This is a genomic window from Nostoc sp. S13 (assembly GCF_029379315.1).
Classification (GTDB): Bacteria; Cyanobacteriota; Cyanobacteriia; order Cyanobacteriales; family Nostocaceae; genus Nostoc.
The window spans coordinates 1-19,350 of record NZ_JAQYWQ010000123.1 but is presented as its reverse complement, the minus strand read 5'-3'; the positions used below and the strand labels follow the sequence as shown (position 1 = coordinate 19,350).

Sequence of the window (19,350 nt, the reverse complement as noted above, 5' to 3'; positions counted from 1 at the left end):
GTCCGCGTTCGCTTTTAGCGTCTCGTAGAGAGCGTCTTGATTCTGACGAATGTATTCTTCTTCAAAAATGTTTCACAGGTTTTAACAGGAGGTTCACAGATGAAGATTTTTGTCGCAGGGGCAACGGGAGTGATTGGTCGTCCGCTAATCGCCCAATTGCTGGCAAAAGGTCATGATGTAGTTGCATTGACTCGTTCTTCAGAAAACGCGCAAATTTTAGCCGAACAAGGTGTGGAACCTGCGATTATGCAGAGCCTACGCTTCGCGATCGCAGATGTATTTGATGCCGATGCAGTCAAAGCGGCTGTCGTTCGCGCTCAACCAGAAGTGGTGATTGAACAACTCACCGCTCTACCTAAAACCTACACTGGCGAATCGATGAGTGCTGCTGCACCACTCAACCATCGTATTCGTCTAGAAGGGGGTGCTAATGTGCTGGCAGCAGCGCAAGCGGCAGGCGTGCGGCGATATCTGAGGCAGTCGATCGCATTCTGGGGTGTTCCTGGTACGGGATTGGCAAACGAAGAAACACCGATATCCTTGGATGCTTCGCCCGCAGTTGCAGCAGATGCACATACAGTAACCGAAATCGAGCATCGCCTCCTCCAAACGTCAAACCTAGAAGGGATTGTCTTGCGCTATGGCTTCTTTTACGGGACTGGCACTTGGTTTGCTGCTGATGGCGACGTTGCAAACCAAGTACGACAGCAACAATTCCCAATCGTGGGGAATGGGGAAGGTGTATGGTCATGGTTACACGTTGAGGATGCAGCGATCGCTACAGTTGCAGCAGCAGAGCGAGGTAATCCCGGCATTTACCTAATTACGGATGATCGCCCCTTAAAAGTGCGCGAGTGGCTCTCAGCTTTTGCTGGTTGGTTGAATGCGCCACCTCCTCCTCAGATATCAGTTCAAGAGGCTCTAAAAATAGGTGGTGCGGATGCTGTTTACTACGGTACTCAAATGCGCGGCGCATCAAACGCCAAGGCAAAACGCGAACTGAATTTTCAGCCGCGACCTTTGGAATGGCTGGTTGGAAATGCTGTGGCTCATGCCAATGCCAGTTAGCAATTTTAGCAAGAAGCAAACTACAACAGACAATCAACAAGGAGAAATCATCATGACTTACTATGACTATATTGTGATTGATGCTGGGTCAGCAGGCTGCGTAATTGCTAACCGTCTGACCAAAGACCGTGACACGACTGTGTTATTGCTCGAAGCAGGCAATCCAGATACAAAACCAGAGATTCACATTCCGTTGGACTGCACAAGCCTACCTGGCACAAAGGTGGACTGGGGATACTTCTCTGAATCGGTCATGCCAACGCTAATCACGGGACATACAAACGCGCCCACAATTATGATTGGCGAAAAAGCCGCAGATTTAATTAAAGCAGCAGGTAGCGTTTCTAAGCCAGCACACAAAGCAATTGCCAACTGACTCATACCGATTCGCAATAGGCTTCGCTACGCTAACGCAATTACTTTTTGTAATGGGGATTTTACCCCAAGGTAGAAGAAAAATGAAGATTGCTCAATATGGAACAGCGATCGCGGTTCTTCATGCGATCGCTAACGGACTGCATGGTTTAGCACATATAGAAATCCCAGTTGCCCTATCTTTGCTTCAGAGTTCATTTGTGGGGATTGTGATTTTTCTAACTCCCATCATTGCCGCCGTTTTACTTTGGACGCAGTTTTACCGCCTTGGTAGCTGGCTATTGCTGAGTTCAATAGCAGGATCGCTGCTTTTTGGAATATACAATCATTTCATTGTCATTAGTTCGGATCATGTGTCTCAAGTTGCCTTTGCAGGTTGGGGTCTGCTTTTTCAAGTTACAGCCATTCTCATATTAATAGTAGATGGATTCGGGTGCGGGATTAGCGTTTGGGCATTGAAAACAATCCAGCAACCAGAGGAGGTCTTATGAGTTCGTAACCATCATCGTTCCTAGAGATCGCAACACTGGGGGCAGTAGCACTGTAAACTCGCAATCAACAAGCAGTTAGGGTTTCTCAAAATCCATCTGCAACCCTTATTTTCTCAGCGTTGAAACACTTACACTATCTTGCACTATAGGGAGAAAGAACCATGAGCCAATCTAATCTATCCATTGCTACCCAAAAAGTAGCTAATACCATCTTGGACACTGCTGCTCAAGAAGCAGCTACTGATACTATCGTGGACATTGATCTTAACGTTCAAGCCCAGAAGGGTCCAGACCTGCGAAAAGACCATCCTAAAAGTCACGGCTTGGTTTGGGGAGAGTTCAAAGTTGAGGAAAATATTCCTGAATCGTTGAAGGTGGGTATATTTGCCCAGTCCAAAACCTACCCGCTTTGGATGAGGCTCTCCAATGCTTCCTCAGTAGAGAAGCGCGGTAAACTCAAGTCGGATCTTGATCCCGATGTTCGGGCACTCGCGATCAAACTCTTACAGGTAGAGGGTGAAAAAGTGCTGGATGATGAGCAGGAAACCCAAGACTTTTTGATGATTAATCATCCGGTCTTTTTTGTCCACGATGCCCAAGGGTTTGCCAACCTGACGAAAGCAAGCGTTGGTCAAGCAAATGAAGAAGAGCTGCGATCGCTAGAACCCACGTTTGAAGTTCTCAAAGCGGTTACGAGCAAACAAGTTGCAAATCCGCTGCTGATCCAATATTGGAGTACGACTCCCTATAAACTTGGCTCTGTGTCCATCAAGTTTTCTGTAAAACCTCATCAGCAAGATACTCCCGGTTCACCCCCCACTTCAGAGACTTATTTGCGTGAGGCAGTCGTCAAATATCTGTCGGCAGAGAGCAAAGATGCAACCTTTGACTTCTTGGTGCAGCTTTATGTCAACGATGAGAAAACTCCAATTGAAGATCCAATGCAGGAGTGGCAAGAGAAGGACTCACCGTTTATCAAGTTTGCAACCATCACAGTTCCAGCTCAGAAATTTGACTTCGAGGAGCGGAAGCGACTGGATGAGGGCCTATCGTTCATGGCTTGGCATACCCTCCCAGAACATGCACCCTTGGGTAGTGTCAATTTAGCTCGTAAAAAAGTTTATCAAGAGATAGTAAAGGCTCGACGGAGTAACATACACTACCGCGTCGAAGAGCCGCAAGCATATAGTTCAGTTTTAGACGATCCTGAATAATCTTGCTTGCCAACTACTTCCACCAACAATTGGTGCAAGTAGTGTCTCACAATATCTAGAACACTAACGATTGCTCTTTCTAGCTAATTGCTTGGCGTTAACGCAAGCCCCTTGACAAGAATCATAACCTATGCATTCTAGTGTTCCGAATCACTGGCATTGGCGCGAATACTTTGGAGAATTCCTGGGAGCCGCTTTCAATATTTTCATCGGCTTGAGTGCAATCGTCTTTAACTTTGGGCACGGTTTGCCAATAGAACAGCTTGTGCCTGATTCAAGCATTCGGCGACTGATTACGGGACTAATTTTTGCTGGCGGTGGAGCGATTGTAGCCGTTTCTCCGATCGGGAAACTGAGTGGCTCTCACATCAATCCTTCTGTCTCACTCGCCTTTTGGATACACGGCAAAATGCACCTCCGAGATTTTGTTGGCTTTATGATTGGACAGTTTCTCGGAGCGATCGCTGCTGTGTTAATGCTTGTGACCCTGTGGGGAGATTATGCTAGAAGCGTTAGTAACGGTATGACGCTGCCTGGGTTGAATTATTCGCTGTGGGTGGTATTTTTATCAGAAGTCACGATTACATTTCTGTTGGTGTTGACGATTTTTATCTTTGTCAGTCATCATCGGCTGATGCGCTGGACACCTTTGGTAATTTGGCTCTTAATTGCCGGGATGGTGTGGCAAGAAGCTCCAATTTCGGGAACAAGTCTGAATCCGGCACGGAGTTTCGCTCCTGCACTGGTGAGTGGAAATTGGCATCATCAGTGGATTTATTGGATTGCTCCGCCAATGGGTGCTGCGATCGCAGTGGGGGCGTTTCGGCTGATTGCGCTAGGCGAACGGGATGTTCTGACTGGAAAACTTTATCACGCTTTTAATTACCCCAGTATTTTCAAAAATGTCAAACTGCCTCATTTCCAGCATCACTCTCACTCGAACAGATGAACCTAGATAGGTATGTCAGTTTATGCTGCTTGGATAGCCATTGTCTTAGACTCTGCCTCTGGTGTAGAACACACCTCTAAGTTCACACTTTTGGCAGAAGGACTATTGCAAGAATTCGCGATGTTTTTGAAAGTTTTTCTGGAAGGCATTGCAGTTTTAACAGTTGCAATAGCACTCATTCTCACACTCCGAAAAATCTTTCATCTCTGGAGACGCGATCGGGTTCTCCAAGAAACTATCCGTTTAGAACTAGGAGTGGTGTTAGCCTTAGCGCTGGAATTTCTATTAGCTGCCGATATCGTCGGCACAGCTATTTCCCCCTCATGGGATGCAGTGGCAAAACTTGCAGCGATTACTGGTATCCGTACCTTTCTCAACTTCTTTTTACAACGAGAAGTACGAGAATTACGAGAAACAGCCCACTCTCTTGAGGGCAAAGTCAGTAAAGAACTGAAATGAATTAGTGATCTAAGTAAGTCAGCCAGATATCGGAATTTGTAAATCAGTAATGTGTTCTAATTTTGGAGGAATGCACCATGAAAGTTTTGATTCGATTGATCGTCAGTTTTTTTGTATTCATTGTAGATGTAGTGTACGGAAATCGTTCCTACGCCCGGTTTTATATGTTGGAAACCATCGCCCGCGTTCCTTACTTTTCTTATCTATCGGTGCTGCATTTTTACGAGACGCTGGGTTACTGGCGCAAAGCTGACTTATTGAAGGTTCACTTTGCTGAAACCTGGAACGAATTACATCATCTGTTGATCATGGAATCACTGGGGGGCGATCGCCTCTGGATTGATCGCTTCATCGCTCAACACGTTGCTGTAGCTTACTACTGGGTGGTTGTGCCGATTTACATGTTGTTTCCCTCTTACGCCTACTATCTGATGGAACTGATTGAAGGTCATGCCTACCACACCTATGACGAATATTTGCAAACCAATGAAGCCCAACTGAAAGCTCAAAAAGCGCCCCAGGTTGGAATCAACTTCTACCGCGATGGCGATCTCTATATGTTTGATGAAGTTCAGACTGCACCAGGTCATGAATTTCGCCGTCCCAAGGTAGATAATTTATACGACGTGTTTGTGAACATCCGTGATGACGAATGCGAACATGTGAAAACTATGGTGGCACTCCAGAAACCACAAGCGCGGCTAACCTTCAAAAGTCCCCATACGGTTTTTGAAGTCACAAAAGTTTTATCGAGCGAAGCAGAAGTTTGACCAATTGAAGAAGAATACATTCGTCAGAATTCAGGAGTCAGAATGCAATCAGTGGGGGATTCAGACCCGCCACTGATTGAAGACCACCAAATTTTCTTGTTTTGTGGGGGTCTTAAACGCCGTTTATTCATCCACCAGTCGCACAAAATACCCAAGTGAATTCTGGCGACTGACTCCTGAATTCTATTTGATAATTATTAATTCCTAATACTTCCTCCGCGAGAAGCAAGCTACGTAATTAAAGGTACAAGTTCCTGACTTTAGTTTTACAGACAAATTTATTAGCAGCTTTGCGACCTACAAGAGGAACAAACTATGAAAACGATCGCTCGACAAGTAATTGTGATTGGCGCAAGCATGGGCGGACTGCTGGCAGCGAGGGCATGAGCAGATTATTACCAGCAAGTAAAGGTACACTTTCTCAACTGGTATATAAGTAAGTTACACGTTGCTGCTCGACGAGATCCAGTGGTAGCCATTGCATTTTTGAAGGTGACAAATTTGACGGCTTCTCCCAAAAGCCTGATACACCCTATAATTTATCTGAGGGTACTATTGGGTAACATTTTACAGGTTGGCATTCCTAGATTACTCAACTACAAAAGGAACAGCAATGCACAAATGTATTCTAATCAATTGTGACTTTCACGACGAGTAGATTAGGTTGTTGCAGAATTTGCAGCTTTTACCCATTAGACGCACAGCAAATTATCCAATTTCTAATCGACGGTATCGAATATGAACTACACACTCAAAAATAAACGCGCACTCGTCACTGGAGGAAGTCGCGGTATCGGGGCCGCCATCGTTAAGCGTTTGGCAACTGAAGGCGCTGATGTCGCTTTCACCTATACCAGCTCGCCCGATCGCGCCAAGGAAATCGCCCAAGCAGTCCAGGCGCTCGGTGTTCAGGCTTTGGACATCCAAGCCAACAGCGCTGAAGCTAGTGAGGTGGTGGCTGCTGTTGAACAGACAGTAGAGAAATTGGGTGGCATTGATATCCTTGTGAATAATGCAGGTGTAGCGCAGATGGGCCCTATCGATGATATCACGCTTGCGGACTTTGATCGCACCTTTGCCATTAATGTGCGTGCCGTATTTGTGGCGACCCAAGCCGCAGTCAAGCATATGCAAGAAGGCGGACGCATCATCAACATTGGCAGCACTAGCGCCGAACGTGTGGCATTTGTCGGCGGCTCTGTTTATGCCATGAGCAAATCTGCTTTGCAAGGGCTTGTGCAAGGGCTGGCGCGTGACCTCGGCCCGCGTGGAATTACGATTAATAACGTGCAGCCCGGGCCGATCGCTACGGATATGAATCCTCCAGAGGGTGAGTTTGCCGAGATGCTCAAAAAGCAGCTAGCACTGCCCCGCTACGGCACTGTTGAGGAGGTTGCAGGGATGGTCGCTTATCTAGCCGGCTCTGAGGCAGCTTACATCACTGGTGCAAACCTAATGATTGATGGAGGATTTAGCGCCTAACTGCCGCAGGTGTATCGAATTGCAAACATCAACCCTCAAAACCGTGTATCCTCAGCAATGAGTGGATACACTAACTGCAAGTATACTGTAACCCATAGTCAGAGCTATTTTTAGCTTCCTGACTCAAATCAGTAGTTCGCTACAAGTGAGGAATAATAAGCATATTCATCTAAAATTGTCAATGACTATATCCGGTGTATTTCCAGTATGCAGAATCCCAAGGAGGTATCTTTGTCAAAGATTTACTTTTATTTATATATCTGGTTAAAACAGCACCGTATAGCCGTTGGAGGAGTCCTGCTTGCGATCGCGATCACAGGCTATAATGCCTCTGTTAAATCGCAGCCACCTGGGAATACCCCATCGGTTGCAAATCTGATTGCGTCCAGTCCGACCCCAGCATCGGTCTCTCCTAGACAAAGGGCCGCTAATACCAAGCCGCCTGAGCAGCAAGCAGTCCAAGTCATTCGTGACTATTATAGTGCGATCGCCCGTCAAGACTACAAACAAGCTTATTCAGCTTGGGAGGGAAATGGCGCTGCTAGCAAGCAATCGTTTGAGCAGTTCAAGCAGGGTTTTGCCAACACCACATCCGTTGCTGTAGAAGCTGGAAAACCCGGTAGACCAGACCCAGGTGCAGGCTCAATCTACATTGAGATTCCGGTTACTGTTACTGCGATCGCCACCAATGGAACCCCGCAGCGATTTCGTGGCAGCTATGTGCTGCGACGAGTCAATGATGTTCCTGGCTCCACTCCAGAGCAGCGTAGATGGCATCTCTACTCGGCGAAAATTACTCCAGTCAAGTAGCCTGCGGCAAAACGCTGGTTTTCCAAGATTCAAGGCTAAAATCAGCGTTGCTTCAACCCCAAGAAAATCATAGAGGTTGATTTAAAATGATTACTTTATATACTGCCCTTTCTCTATGGGGGCTACCGAGTATTAGCCCAGCCTGTATGGAGCTTGAAACCTGGCTTCGCATGGCAAAGCTGCCTTACAAAATGGTCATGATCACAGCAGACAATTTTAAGCTAGCTCCCAAGGGTAAGGTTCCTTTTATTGACTATCAGGGAAAACTGGTGGGTGATGCCGCCTTAATCATCGAGATGCTCAAGCAAAAAGAAGCAATTAATCTGGATGATGGTTTGACTCCCGTTGAGCGATCAATTTCTTTAGCGTTCCGCCGCACCATCAAAGAGAACACCTTTTGGGGAATACCCTACATTCGCTACAACATAGAAAAAAACTGGCAACACTTTCGAGCAGTGTTAGCGCAGGCGCTATTCCCTGAGACTCCAATAGAATCATCAGAACCCTTTGCTGAAGAGTTTCGTAAAACGGTGCTCTCTCAAATGCATGGTCATGGAATAGGTCGTCATAGCAGTGAGGAAATCATTCAGATTATCTGTGCTGATTTTCAAGCTCTCTCAGACTTTCTGGCACACAAACTGTTTTTTATGGGAGAGCAAGCCACAACCTTAGATGCAACTGTCTATGGCTACATTGGTAATTTCATTAAGCCACCCTATAGTAGGCCAATTGTTGACTATGCTCTCCAACGAGCGAATCTCTGCGATCACTATGAGCGAATGACTCAGGAGTTTTTCAGCGAACGGTCTTTAAACCAATCAATTCCCGTTCATTCCTGACTAAATTAATCTATCAAAGACAAGTCTAATACCAGAATCTTGCTACTGCGACGCTAATTGGCGATCGCCTAGATTTGCTTGAACAGGTGTACCTAGCGGGGTAAAAATTATGGTAAAAATCCTTTTCTACTCAAATGTAAGGAAATAATTTATCAACAGGGTAAGCAAATAAACATAAAAGTGAATGAAGCTCAAAACATTTAATTTGTCAGGAGAAATTTGGATGAAACTATCAACGTCCTGCCTTCGGCAGCAGCGCTGACGCTCGTTCGTTCTTTCTCACCAACTACTTCCGCCAGCAACTCTTGACGAAAGTATTATCTCGCAATATCTATAACTCTACTAAGGAACGTGAATTACAGCGGTTTTCAGATGAATAGACCACAGTGAGCAAACCAGCCCCAAGCATCATTAGGTGAAATTTGCTCAGTGATAATTTGGTTTAATAAGAGTAGACATATTTTTAGCATCTGTACATACCTGTGTATTATAACACCTATAATTACGTAAATAAGGTTTTGACTGAAATTATCACCACACTAATTTGCATAAAAAATGCAAAAATGCCTGAATAAAGGTTAATAACAGCTTTCAATATTTTCATCGGCTTGAGTGCAATTATCTTTAACTTTGGGCACGGTTTGCCAATAGAACAGCGGCGGTAAACAACGCAGTGGGGGCGTTTCGGCTGATCGCGCTAGGCGAACGGATGTTCTGACTGGAAAGCTATATCAGGTTTTTGATTACCCTAGTATTTTCAAAAATGTCAAACTGCCTTATTTCCAGCATCACTCTCACTCGAACAAATGAGTCTAGATGGGTATATCAGTTTTGGGGATTCACAGTAACGCAATACCTCTGCAACAAAACTGTCACAAATTATATCTACATTAGTAATATATCTAAATATCCTTCCAGAGAGCAATGCAAAACCAATCTCGCGATGGAGAATACCCATCAAATAGCATTTTATCCAACACTGCTGATGCCAAATACCATAATCGAGCACCCTGGAAAAAGGCTGCCGCCTCTCTATCGCTGGTGCTACTGGGATCGGGTATGACATTGGCAGGCGGCTATATGGCTGGACATTCTCAGCAGGTGTCTGAAAGTGCATCTAATTTGGCAGTGAGTCGAGTAAATGCCGCTCCTCCATTAGCAGCTGGTACAGATCCTAACTTTGTTATCCAGGTGGTGCAAAAGGTAGGGCCAGCTGTGGTGCGGATTGACTCTTCCCGAACCGTAAAAACTCAGATACCAGATGAATTTAACGATCCATTTTTCCAACGCTTCTTTGGCTCTCAACTACCACAACAACAGAATCGGGTAGAACGGGGTACTGGTTCAGGTTTTATTATTAGTGCTGATGGTCGTATTCTCACCAACGCCCACGTAGTCGATGGTGCTGATACGGTAACAGTAACACTCAAGGATGGGCGTAGCTTTAAAGGAAAGGTGTTAGGAAAAGATGATTTGACCGATGTTGCTGTCGTCAAGATTCAGGCAGACAATCTACCGTTAGTAGCCTTGGGTAACTCAGATAAACTGCAACCGGGAGAATGGGCGATCGCGATCGGCAACCCCCTTGGACTAGATAATACAGTAACTACCGGAATCATCAGTGCTACCGGACGTAGTAGCAATCAAATTGGTGCTCCTGATAAGCGAGTAGAGTATATTCAAACCGACGCAGCGATTAATCCCGGTAACTCCGGCGGGCCTCTACTAAATTACCGTGGCGAAGTAATTGCCATGAATACAGCCATTATCCAAGGAGCACAAGGATTAGGCTTTGCTATTCCTATCAACACAGCGCAACGCATTTCCAGTCAACTAATAGCTACAGGTAAGGTAGAACATCCTTATTTGGGAATTCAGATGGTGGGGTTAACGCCTCAGCTAAAACAAAATATCAACTCAGATCCCAATAGCGGTTTGAGCGTGGATCAAGATAAAGGTGTATTAGTTGTGAAAGTTGTGCCAAATTCACCAGCTGCTAAAGCAGGGATACGTGCTGGTGATGTGATCCAAAAGCTTGACGGTCAAGTAGTCACAGATGCCAGCAGTGTCCAAAAGGTAGTAGAAAATAGCCAAGTCGGGGGCGACTTACGTATGGAATTACGTCGCAATGGGCAGAATCTTAACATAGCTGTGCAACCTGGTGCTTTCCCCACACAACAAGTACAGTAATCGCAATAGTGAGCCGTTTTGAGGGATTCTTGAGTAGTAAATCAGTAGTCTCAAAAATCGGGGGCTTCTGACCAAATTCAATAAAACAAACAAAGCTCAAAATAAAGCCGTCCTACTAATGACAGGAGGGCTTTATTTGTCAAACAGAATAAAGGTGCCAGTCGCCACAATTCAGAATAAATTTTGTGCGACTGGTGGATGAATAAACGGCGTTTTTGCACCCCCACCAAATTTTCTTGTTTTGTGGTCAACTTTCGTAGTGGCGGGTCTGAATCCCCCACTGATTGCATTCTGACGAATGTATTCTGACGAATGTATTCTTCTTCAAGGGTATACATTCAGCACGGGCAATCATGCGGTCTACGTGCATCATCGATAAGTATGAAAAATTTATTTATGCCTAGCAAGAAGTTGCAACTGAATTTTAAGCTAGAGCTACTGCTGGTTGCTGCCAGCGTCCTACCGCCTTACCAATTACTGCTAATTCTTGCATCAAGTTATCAAAACGGTCTGGTGTCAGAGATTGGGGCCCATCGGATAAAGCTTTGGCAGGGTTAGGGTGAACCTCTATCATCAGGGAATCTGTGCCAGCTGCGATCGCAGCCATTGCCATTGAAGGCACAAACTCAGACCAACCTACGCCGTGGCTGGGGTCAATCATGATTGGCAGGTGAGTCAGCTTTCGCAACACTGGCACTACCGATAAATCCAGCGTATTTCGCGTATACTGACGGTCAAAGGTGCGTATTCCCCGTTCACACAAGATCACATTGGGATTGCCAGATGCCAAAATATACTCGGCTGCCATCAACCAATCTTCAATAGTAGCTGCCATTCCTCGCTTCAACAGAACTGGTTTTGGCTGCGCTCCCACTTTTTTGAGCAATGAGAAATTCTGCATATTCCTTGCTCCCACCTGGATCACGTCAGCAACTTCGACAATTTTATCCAGGTCAGCCGCATCCATGACTTCTGTAATAATACCTAGTCCGCTGACTTCCCGCGCTCTTGCCAACAAATCCAAAGCACTTTCGCCGTGTCCTTGGAAGGCGTAAGGTGAAGTCCGAGGTTTGTATGCCCCTCCGCGCAAAAATGTGGCTCCAGCCGTCTTGACGCGCCGTGCAGTCTCCACAATCATTTCTTCATTTTCTACAGAGCAAGGCCCGGCAACGACTACCAAAGGCTGGTGTTCACCAAAGACTACCGCTCCATTGGGAGTATTAACCACCACTTCCGAAGCTTCGCCGTGGCGGTACTGGCGGCTGGCTCGTTTATAAGGCTGCTCTACCCGTAACACCTGCTCAATCCAAGGACTAAGTTCCTGAATTTGTAGTGGATCTAAGCTGGCGGTTTCACCTACTAGACCAATAACTACTTTGTGTTGACCAACAATTTTTTCTGGAGTTAGCCCCCAGCTAGTTAGTTCCTCATCAATGCGGTTTATTTCCGCCTCTGGGGAACCACTTTTCATTACTATAATCATGTGAAAGTTCCTGATTAATTGAGTAAATTTTTCTGTAAATGGGCTAACTTCATTGTTGCCTATTGGACTAATTACGAATAGTTAAAAACAAAATAAATTTATTTACAAAATATAGCGCTCAGTCAGTAGTTTTGCTACTAAATAACTGGATATGGCGTATCAAAAAGATGATCTAATTTTAATTAGCAATGTTGAAGTTATAAAATTTCAACTTCAACATTCACTTTAAAATTTACCGAATACCGCAGTTACATAATACCTGAGCGCCGTTCATTATGAGTTTTTTTGCCGCGTTTCGCGCCAAACTGCCACCATTCGTCCCCAATTGGTGTTGAACTCACCCAAACCTAGCAAACTTCCGACTCTTTCTTCATCCCAAGAGGCAGAGAGAACGCCATAAGTTATTCCTAAGACTCCTAAACCAAATAATCCCATGTTCACCAATAACACGGCGATGGGAGGTAGTTGGATGTCGGAGTAGATAGTAAGCATATAGCTGACAACCAGGGTGGTAATGCCCAAAGCTGTTGGTACACCACAGAACCCAGCTACTCGTCGGATCATTCTCTGGCTGACTATTTGGGGAATAGTCATTTCTTCTTTGGTGTAAGGAGTTTTTTTATCAGCTTGTTTGCCAGATTCTTGTGGCTGTGCTGCTGGTTTACTTTGAGTTTTTGCGGGTTTTTGGCGCTTTTTGTTTGGTTCAAAGGGCAAGCGACTGCGTTCAGATTCTTCAGCAGACATAAGCGTTAGCCCCTATCCACGAATACCGAGGCGAGCAATCAAAGCTTGATACTTTTCCCGGCTTTCCTGTGATATGTAAGCTAGAAGACGCTTACGTTGACCAATTAGCTTCAACAGTCCCCGCCGGGAAGAATGGTCTTTTTTATTTGCCTGGAGATGTTCGCTGAGGCGGTTAATGCGCTCAGTTAGCATGGCAACTTGGACATCGGACGAACCAGTGTCGGTTTCGTGAACTTGGTAGTTGGAAATTATTTCTTGTTTCCGCAGTTGCGTGAGGGCCATGATCGATTCAGTTTCTAGTTTTTCTAAATGTATGTAGCAGTCTCCCATAATATCACAGCCCTCAAGCTGAATGTAGAATCACCTTTGCCGCTATACGTTGTACTTTTTAATACCAGTTAACTGGTAAGTTAGACTGCCACTATACTTCGTTTCAATCCCTAATAGGGATTTTAGTTGATTGCAATTATACTCTGTTTCAGTAATATCCCTAGTTATCAATGATTTATTGAAAAATTACTACTACTAAACAAATACCTTGGCTGTATAGCTTGGCAAATCAGTGACTAAACCATCTTCTCCAACTTGCACCTCCCAGTTGGTGAGCCAATCTTGCCAATATTCAGCAGATGGGAAGTTGGAAATTTTATATTCATTTAGATTCTGGTCGGAGAAATTTACCACCACAACGATATGAGAATTTTGCTCATCCGAGCGGGTGTAAGCTAAGACTTTATCGTCGGTATTTTCGTAGAAAAACTCGATATTGTCACTTTGCAAGGCGAGATTCTGCTTGCGTAGAGCAATAAGTTTTTGATAATACTCAAATAAATTATGATTCTGTTCGCCTGACAACAAAGACCAATTAATCTTCTGTGGCTTAGTCACATCTTCGCTTTTTTGCTGGTATTCGCCAAACTCGTCTCCCATCCATAGCATCGGTATACCCATCGCTGTCATTAAGAGAACGGCTGCTAACTTCACTCGCTTAAATGCGTCTGCGTCAAAGATACCGCGATCGCCTAATTCTCGCAATAGACGTTCGCGATCGTGGGTTGCCAAATAATTTATCACATTGGTAGCGATCGCATAACCCTGCTGTCTGGGATCTAAAATTTGCTTTAATTCTTCTAATTCCAATGTTTCTCCACAAATATATGGAACTATAAAGTACCGAAAACTCTCATGCCAACAAGCATCTAATGGGCCATCTGGCTTGACTATAGTGTTTGTATCAGGAATGTGTTCGGCAATGTTGTAAAACTGCTTGGGTGTGGCATGAATTTTTGCTTGTTTAGCTAGCCAGTCGAGAAATTCAAAGTTAGCTAATTGGCGCACCGCATCAAAGCGAATTCCATCAATGTGATACTCCTTAATCCAAAATTGCACCACATCCCCGATGTATTTCCATGCAGGCTTAACATTTAACTTTTCATCATAATTATCATAGTTAAACTCTGGACCCCAGTAATTATCTGGGTCTTCAGGATAATGCATATGTTCGTAATACCAATAATTACGGTCAATCAGCATTAACGGACATTCTTCATCTGTGTGGTTATAAATTCCATCCATAAAAACACGAATGCCTCTACCATGACACTCATCTATTAATCGCTTTAAATCTTCTGTTGAACCGTAACTAGATTCTGTAGCAAAGAAGTGGCGCACTTTATAGCCCCAGTTATAGTTACCAGGGTACTCATTAACTGGCATTAATTCAAGTGCATTAACTCCCAATTCAACCAGATAATCTAACTTGGCAATTACCCCTAAATATTTGCCTCGTTTGTCAACCCCAACCTGAGCATCAGTAAAATCTGCAACGTGCATTTCATATATAACTAATTCACTATTTTCAGGCAACGTTTTTTCGTCATATTGCCAAACGTAAGTATCAATAATGCGTTGCCCATTTTGAATCCGTACCATGCTACTTTTTTCTGTTTCATTAACATCTGTAGCATTAGGATCAATAACATCTACCCATTCATCAAGTGCGAAATTTTGACTTTTGCTTTGAACACGAAATTTATATTGATAAATGCCGTCTTCCAGCTTTACTTGAGTGCAGAAATAACCATCTTCACTTTTTACCATTGGGATTTCTTTCCACTCAGAAAAAGACCCAATTAAAGCTGCTCCTTTGTTCCGAGGAGCAAACAACGTAAATTCAATTAAACTTCCCATTTGCATTTTTATAAAAATATCTTCGTGTGAGTAGTCCGTGTCACCACGTATGAGAATACAAACATTATCCCAAGCATACGGTTAGCACCTGCTCAGGGAAGCGACCTTCCTGAAACCTTTCGAGAGGTTACTTCCTTCCAAATGACCATACATCTATCTTTAGATAGACTTGGTTAAAAATAAATATCGTACTTTTAAATTTACTTGGTTGTGAGCATTTTATAAAATAGAAGACTTATTTTCTGTTGCTTCAATAAACGCCTCAAACTGACCATTAGGAGTCCATTGAATAGCCCCATCTCGTCCTGTAAAAAATAGTTTAGTTTGGCTTTTATTCAGTTCAGATAAAGCTTTCGGATCAAAGTTGGCAGAAGAAGCGATCGCCACTTGTGGTTGCAGAGCAATAACTAAATCTTTTAATGACTGAGGAGGACACCACAACACTTGTGGATGAGGCAAACTCCCACTTTTAACTAGTTTCTGCACGTCTTTAGACTTGATATTACCTACTAATAGCCAATTCTGATCTAAAATTTGCAATTGTAAGATAGGTAATTGGTCATTGATTAATTGCGCCACTACTGAACTAGTCTTCACCGCTTGACCAACTACCAAAGCTTGGTAGATCCCTTGATGGTTTTGTAATTCTTGTTGAATTGCCTGAGTCGCAATAGAATTTTCTGGCTTAGGGGAATATTCATAAAAATTTTTGATTGGTAAACGTTGTAGTAATTCCAACCAAGCATTACTTTCATTGCCTTGGAAATCAGTTGCGATCGCCCAATTGATTTGATTTACACCCTGCTGTTGTAAAAACGGGAGGATTGTGAAACGTCCTGTATCTTCATCGCCACTATTAATTACAGTTACTGTACCTCTATCTTGAACAATTACAATTGGTTCCGTACCAGATTCTAATACCGTTATCCTAAACAATGTATTTGTAGAATACCAAAGGGGGATGAATACTAAACCAATCGCAATCACATTAGCAAACCACCACCGCTTCTGCCACCAAGGCACTAACCAAACCAATATAATCAATACATAAATCACCAGAAGCTGCCAAGTAGATATGCTGCCTACAGCAACAGAATTTCCTGGCAACTTGCTAAAAAATTCCACTAGTTTAATTAGCCAATCAGTAGGGTAATGCAACACCCCAGCGAGGAAGCTTCCTGCCTGAGTCCAAATTAATGCTGCGATCGCACTGATGATTCCACCTATACTAATGATCGAAATTAATGGAGTACTAGCGACATTCAGTAACAAACTATAAGATGGTACAACCCCAAAGACAAAAAGTTGCACAGGTAAAGTCCAAATCGTGGCAGCCAGGGGAACGGCAATCAAAGCAGCGATCGCAGGTGGTAGCCATTCTAGGCGGTTGACTAATGCGGGTACTGTTACGACTAATCCTAGTGTTGCTAAAAAACTCAATTGAAAGCCTAAATCCCAAATCCATAAAGGATTAAACACTAATAACAGAGTTGCTGCTAAGAGTAATGATCCGAACTGTTTTACCTTCCTTTTTAATAGCAAACCAACTAATGCCGCAAAACCCATAATTACGGCTCTGAGAACCGCAGGTTGAAAACCTGTTAAACTTAGAAAAATAATTAAAGCCAAAAAGCCAATAGTAAATTGCGTTCCTTTTTTTGCCCGCCTTGTTAATTGTAATATCACACTCAAAATCAAGGAAGTTTGGAACCCGGAAGCTGCTAAAGCATGAGCTAATCCTGCTTGTACAAATAAGTCGCGGATATCGTAGGGTAAATCAACAGCTTTGCTGCCTAAAACCATTGCACTGACAAGAGGCCCTTCAGGGATACCCAACCAACGAACTTGGGATCGCACAATTCGCTCCCGAATTTTCCACCATCCCCATTTACGTTCCTGATCCAAAACAATTATTTGTCGCCCAATTAGACCGGCAAACGTTCCTTCTTGCCTGAGAAACTTCTGAAAGTCAAACCCACCAGGATTTGAAGCCACCTTTGGTTTGTATAAAATCCCAGTCACAGCGATTTGTTGACTAGGATATAACCCAGTAGCTTGAAGTATAGGCACTGTCACATACAATTTACCTGTAACCCCTTTTGGGAGACCTGCTGAACCTTTTTCATTTTTGACTTCATCTAGCTGAGTCGCTTCCAGCCAAAATTGTCCTCGCTGACTGCGAGTCAAGCGGGGATTACTCGCTACTTCGCCGCGAACAATTACAAGTTGTTCTTGATTAGTGCTATTTCCAGGCGGAACGAACTGGCTAATATCTTTTGCACCTGGTTGCGGCACTCGCCATTGAAAATACAGAGTTGCTAATAATCCCACTAAGCCAGCAGCTAGCCATATTCGAGGATGGAGAGTAGTTTGCCAAATATTAGGCACTGCCTTATTTTTGCTTCCACCATTTTCTGGTTTCTGAGCAACTTGCCGTGAAGTGGTGCGTCTTCTAAAAAGAATTGCTCCCACTATCCCCAGAACCAAAATCCACACACCACCCCAAGGAACTGCTGTAAACAGCAACCCGAAAATATAGCCAAGACAAATAATTACACCACTGGTTTGAATCATAAGATTTTTTGTAAAAGCACCTGACAACCCGAAATTGCAGCTGACTTAAAAATAGCTAGGGCAGCAATAGAGAAAAATCGGCGTTGCTGAATTTCGCTATGAAATTCAAAAATCAAATATTCCAAACTCTTATTATCTGCGCCTGGAGCGCCTCTGCGTGAACTTTTCATCTTCATATCTTTAATCAGCAACGCCGAAAAATTTTTATGCTTGTGGTGAAGTATAGTCCAATACAGTTCAGTTAAGCATTTCTTTCTTCTCTTTGTGTCCTACCCTGCGGCAAGCCACTTCGTGTCTATGCGTTCTTTGCGGCAGAAGAACACATCTACGTTAAAAAAATTGACTTTCACAAAGAGTTAAGCTTTAACCCAAGCGTATTGAAGTATAGTCCATCAAGTTTATACAAACAAAGCCCGCACAGGCGTATTTTGTCCTTGTAGCCTTAATGTTCTAAACTCAAGATTTAACGGTATTTCTGACCTTTAGCAATAGCCATATCATCAAGATATGTCTAGCTTAGAGAATGCAAAATCAAGAGTTTGCTAACCTGTAAAGGTAGGTAAAGTCTCGTGTAGCCGCGACTTCTAGTCGCCCAGGCGAGTAATAAATTCAACTTTACAAACATCTTCTTACTGAACCAGGTAAGGAGTATCTTGATGCAGAGCATCCTTTGACAGATCAGTCCTTTTACCAAAACGCGGCTGTATGACTGGTTCTAAACTTTGAGCAACGGAAAACCCAACTTCTGCCTTTGCTCAACATATAAATAAGCTACCTTTCTAGCCAAATGTCGAATCCTGGCAATATAGCGAGCTCTCTCCGTCACCGAAATTACACCTCTAGCATCCAGTAGATTGAACGTGTGCGAACACTTCATTACATAATCTAAGCTAGGCAAGACCAAACCTCGCTCCGTCAATTGCGTAGCTTCCTGCTCATATAAATTAAATAGTGTCAGTAGCAGATCAGGATTCGACGCTTGAAAGTTATATGTACACTGCTCAATCTCACTTTGCAGGAAAACATCTCCATAAGTAATGTTGTCTGTCCACTGGATCTTTGTAAATGCTTCTACTTGCTGGAGATACATTGTCAGCCGCTCTAGCCCATATGTAATCTCAATCGACACCGGACGGCAATCAATTCCCCCACACTGTTGGAAGTAAGTAAATTGAGTAACTTCCATCCCATCTAACCATACTTCCCACCCAGTGCCCCAAGCTCCCACCGTCGCATCTTCCCAGTTATCCTCTACAAACCGAATATCGTGGTCTTCAGGACGAATACCTAAAACCCTTAACGAATCAAGATAAATCTCCTGGATATTATCTGGCGACGGTTTGATTAAGACTTGATACTGATAATAGTGTTGGAAGCGGTTGGGGTTTTCGCCGTACCGTCCATCCGTCGGGCGACGACATGGTTCAACGTAGGCAACAGCCCACGGTTCCGGTCCCAATGCTCTTAAAAATGTCTGGGGATTCTTAGTACCTGCCCCCTTTTCAATGTCATAGGGCTGGGCTATAAGACAACCGCGATCGCCCCAAAACTCATGTAATAAACCAATTACCGACTGAAAATTCACGCTTCACCCTTCCTTACTCAACACAGTGCATAAACCATTGTTGCCTACAACCCGGCACTGTGGGCAGTTTCAGGAGACTGAAAAACAGTTCCAAATAATATTTGGAAAAATAGTTGACAAGATAAAG

General features: G+C 43.9%; 18 protein-coding genes. 11 read left to right on the top strand and 7 right to left on the bottom strand.

Annotation, left to right across the window (positions count from 1 at the left end; translation table 11 throughout):
- Window positions 1–99: 99 nt before the first annotated feature.
- From PUQ00_RS27290 to PUQ00_RS27240, 11 genes are all read left to right on the top strand, one after another.
- The gene (locus PUQ00_RS27290; protein ID WP_300422520.1) at window positions 100–1,068 is read left to right on the top strand and encodes an NAD(P)-dependent oxidoreductase; all 969 of its coding nucleotides are present in this window, start codon (window positions 100–102) and stop codon (window positions 1,066–1,068) included.
- Window positions 1,040–1,444: a hypothetical protein gene (locus PUQ00_RS32950; protein ID WP_334741031.1), complete on the top strand. Its 405-nt coding sequence runs from the start codon at window positions 1,040–1,042 to the stop codon at window positions 1,442–1,444. Before PUQ00_RS27290 ends, PUQ00_RS32950 begins: the two co-directional genes overlap by 29 nt.
- A gap of 82 nt (window positions 1,445–1,526) precedes the next feature.
- Window positions 1,527–1,934 (top strand): hypothetical protein, encoded by a 408-nt coding sequence (locus tag PUQ00_RS27280; RefSeq protein WP_300422518.1) that lies wholly within the window; start codon window positions 1,527–1,529, stop codon window positions 1,932–1,934.
- 161 nt (window positions 1,935–2,095) lie between these two features.
- Window positions 2,096–3,148: a catalase family protein gene (locus PUQ00_RS27275; RefSeq protein WP_300422517.1), complete on the top strand. Its 1,053-nt coding sequence runs from the start codon at window positions 2,096–2,098 to the stop codon at window positions 3,146–3,148.
- A gap of 130 nt (window positions 3,149–3,278) precedes the next feature.
- Entirely contained in the window at window positions 3,279–4,097 is an 819-nt protein-coding gene (locus PUQ00_RS27270; RefSeq protein WP_300422515.1) for an aquaporin, read from the top strand.
- A gap of 12 nt (window positions 4,098–4,109) precedes the next feature.
- On the top strand, window positions 4,110–4,556 hold the full coding sequence (locus PUQ00_RS27265) for a DUF1622 domain-containing protein (RefSeq protein WP_300422514.1): 447 nt from the start codon (window positions 4,110–4,112) through the stop codon (window positions 4,554–4,556).
- A 77-nt stretch (window positions 4,557–4,633) separates the two neighbouring features.
- The gene (locus PUQ00_RS27260; RefSeq protein WP_300422512.1) at window positions 4,634–5,326 is read left to right on the top strand and encodes an alternative oxidase; all 693 of its coding nucleotides are present in this window, start codon (window positions 4,634–4,636) and stop codon (window positions 5,324–5,326) included.
- Window positions 5,327–6,064: 738 nt separating this feature from the next.
- On the top strand, window positions 6,065–6,808 hold the full coding sequence (locus PUQ00_RS27255) for a 3-oxoacyl-ACP reductase family protein (protein ID WP_300422510.1): 744 nt from the start codon (window positions 6,065–6,067) through the stop codon (window positions 6,806–6,808).
- 231 nt (window positions 6,809–7,039) lie between these two features.
- Window positions 7,040–7,618 (top strand): hypothetical protein, encoded by a 579-nt coding sequence (locus PUQ00_RS27250; RefSeq protein WP_300422508.1) that lies wholly within the window; start codon window positions 7,040–7,042, stop codon window positions 7,616–7,618.
- Window positions 7,619–7,704: 86 nt separating this feature from the next.
- Window positions 7,705–8,457: a glutathione S-transferase family protein gene (locus tag PUQ00_RS27245; RefSeq protein ID WP_300422506.1), complete on the top strand. Its 753-nt coding sequence runs from the start codon at window positions 7,705–7,707 to the stop codon at window positions 8,455–8,457.
- 924 nt (window positions 8,458–9,381) lie between these two features.
- Window positions 9,382–10,647 (top strand): HhoA/HhoB/HtrA family serine endopeptidase, encoded by a 1,266-nt coding sequence (locus PUQ00_RS27240; protein ID WP_300422505.1) that lies wholly within the window; start codon window positions 9,382–9,384, stop codon window positions 10,645–10,647.
- Window positions 10,648–11,071: 424 nt separating this feature from the next.
- Here PUQ00_RS27240 and aroF read toward each other — a convergent pair whose 3' ends face one another.
- From aroF to glyQ, 7 genes are all read right to left on the bottom strand, one after another.
- On the bottom strand, window positions 11,072–12,130 hold the full coding sequence (gene aroF, locus PUQ00_RS27235; RefSeq protein WP_300422503.1) for a 3-deoxy-7-phosphoheptulonate synthase: 1,059 nt from the start codon (window positions 12,128–12,130) through the stop codon (window positions 11,072–11,074).
- A gap of 273 nt (window positions 12,131–12,403) precedes the next feature.
- Entirely contained in the window at window positions 12,404–12,874 is a 471-nt protein-coding gene (locus tag PUQ00_RS27230) for a PAM68 family protein (RefSeq protein WP_300422501.1), read from the bottom strand.
- Window positions 12,875–12,886: 12 nt separating this feature from the next.
- On the bottom strand, window positions 12,887–13,156 hold the full coding sequence (gene rpsO / locus PUQ00_RS27225; protein WP_196526018.1) for a 30S ribosomal protein S15: 270 nt from the start codon (window positions 13,154–13,156) through the stop codon (window positions 12,887–12,889).
- A gap of 243 nt (window positions 13,157–13,399) precedes the next feature.
- Window positions 13,400–15,064 (bottom strand): alpha-amylase family glycosyl hydrolase, encoded by a 1,665-nt coding sequence (locus tag PUQ00_RS27220; RefSeq protein ID WP_300422500.1) that lies wholly within the window; start codon window positions 15,062–15,064, stop codon window positions 13,400–13,402.
- Between the two features lie 219 nt (window positions 15,065–15,283).
- Window positions 15,284–17,638 carry a ComEC/Rec2 family competence protein gene (locus tag PUQ00_RS27215; protein ID WP_300422498.1) on the bottom strand — a complete coding sequence of 785 codons (2,355 nt, stop codon included), beginning with the start codon at window positions 17,636–17,638 and terminating at the stop codon, window positions 15,284–15,286.
- Window positions 17,635–17,808, bottom strand: a complete 174-nt coding sequence (locus PUQ00_RS27210) for a hypothetical protein (RefSeq protein WP_300422497.1) — start codon at window positions 17,806–17,808, stop codon at window positions 17,635–17,637. The genes PUQ00_RS27215 and PUQ00_RS27210 overlap by 4 nt, the downstream gene beginning before the upstream one ends.
- Window positions 17,809–18,353: 545 nt before the next feature.
- Entirely contained in the window at window positions 18,354–19,223 is an 870-nt protein-coding gene (gene glyQ, locus PUQ00_RS27205) for a glycine--tRNA ligase subunit alpha (protein ID WP_300422496.1), read from the bottom strand.
- Window positions 19,224–19,350 lie beyond the last annotated feature (127 nt).

What these genes read in the sequence shown, in the direction of transcription:
- PUQ00_RS27215 (WP_300422498.1), bottom strand. Translation starts at nt 17,638, where the DNA reads ATGATTCAAACCAGTGGTGTAATTATTTGTCTTGGCTATATTTTCGGG.
- PUQ00_RS27290 (WP_300422520.1), top strand. Translation starts at nt 100, where the DNA reads ATGAAGATTTTTGTCGCAGGGGCAACGGGAGTGATTGGTCGTCCGCTA.
- PUQ00_RS27245 (WP_300422506.1), top strand. Translation starts at nt 7,705, where the DNA reads ATGATTACTTTATATACTGCCCTTTCTCTATGGGGGCTACCGAGTATT.
- PUQ00_RS27275 (WP_300422517.1), top strand. Translation starts at nt 2,096, where the DNA reads ATGAGCCAATCTAATCTATCCATTGCTACCCAAAAAGTAGCTAATACC.
- rpsO (WP_196526018.1), bottom strand. Translation starts at nt 13,156, where the DNA reads ATGGCCCTCACGCAACTGCGGAAACAAGAAATAATTTCCAACTACCAA.
- PUQ00_RS27255 (WP_300422510.1), top strand. Translation starts at nt 6,065, where the DNA reads ATGAACTACACACTCAAAAATAAACGCGCACTCGTCACTGGAGGAAGT.
- PUQ00_RS32950 (WP_334741031.1), top strand. Translation starts at nt 1,040, where the DNA reads ATGCTGTGGCTCATGCCAATGCCAGTTAGCAATTTTAGCAAGAAGCAA.
- PUQ00_RS27265 (WP_300422514.1), top strand. Translation starts at nt 4,110, where the DNA reads ATGTCAGTTTATGCTGCTTGGATAGCCATTGTCTTAGACTCTGCCTCT.
- aroF (WP_300422503.1), bottom strand. Translation starts at nt 12,130, where the DNA reads ATGATTATAGTAATGAAAAGTGGTTCCCCAGAGGCGGAAATAAACCGC.
- PUQ00_RS27210 (WP_300422497.1), bottom strand. Translation starts at nt 17,808, where the DNA reads ATGAAAAGTTCACGCAGAGGCGCTCCAGGCGCAGATAATAAGAGTTTG.
- PUQ00_RS27240 (WP_300422505.1), top strand. Translation starts at nt 9,382, where the DNA reads ATGCAAAACCAATCTCGCGATGGAGAATACCCATCAAATAGCATTTTA.
- PUQ00_RS27280 (WP_300422518.1), top strand. Translation starts at nt 1,527, where the DNA reads ATGAAGATTGCTCAATATGGAACAGCGATCGCGGTTCTTCATGCGATC.
- PUQ00_RS27230 (WP_300422501.1), bottom strand. Translation starts at nt 12,874, where the DNA reads ATGTCTGCTGAAGAATCTGAACGCAGTCGCTTGCCCTTTGAACCAAAC.
- PUQ00_RS27220 (WP_300422500.1), bottom strand. Translation starts at nt 15,064, where the DNA reads ATGGGAAGTTTAATTGAATTTACGTTGTTTGCTCCTCGGAACAAAGGA.
- PUQ00_RS27270 (WP_300422515.1), top strand. Translation starts at nt 3,279, where the DNA reads ATGCATTCTAGTGTTCCGAATCACTGGCATTGGCGCGAATACTTTGGA.
- PUQ00_RS27260 (WP_300422512.1), top strand. Translation starts at nt 4,634, where the DNA reads ATGAAAGTTTTGATTCGATTGATCGTCAGTTTTTTTGTATTCATTGTA.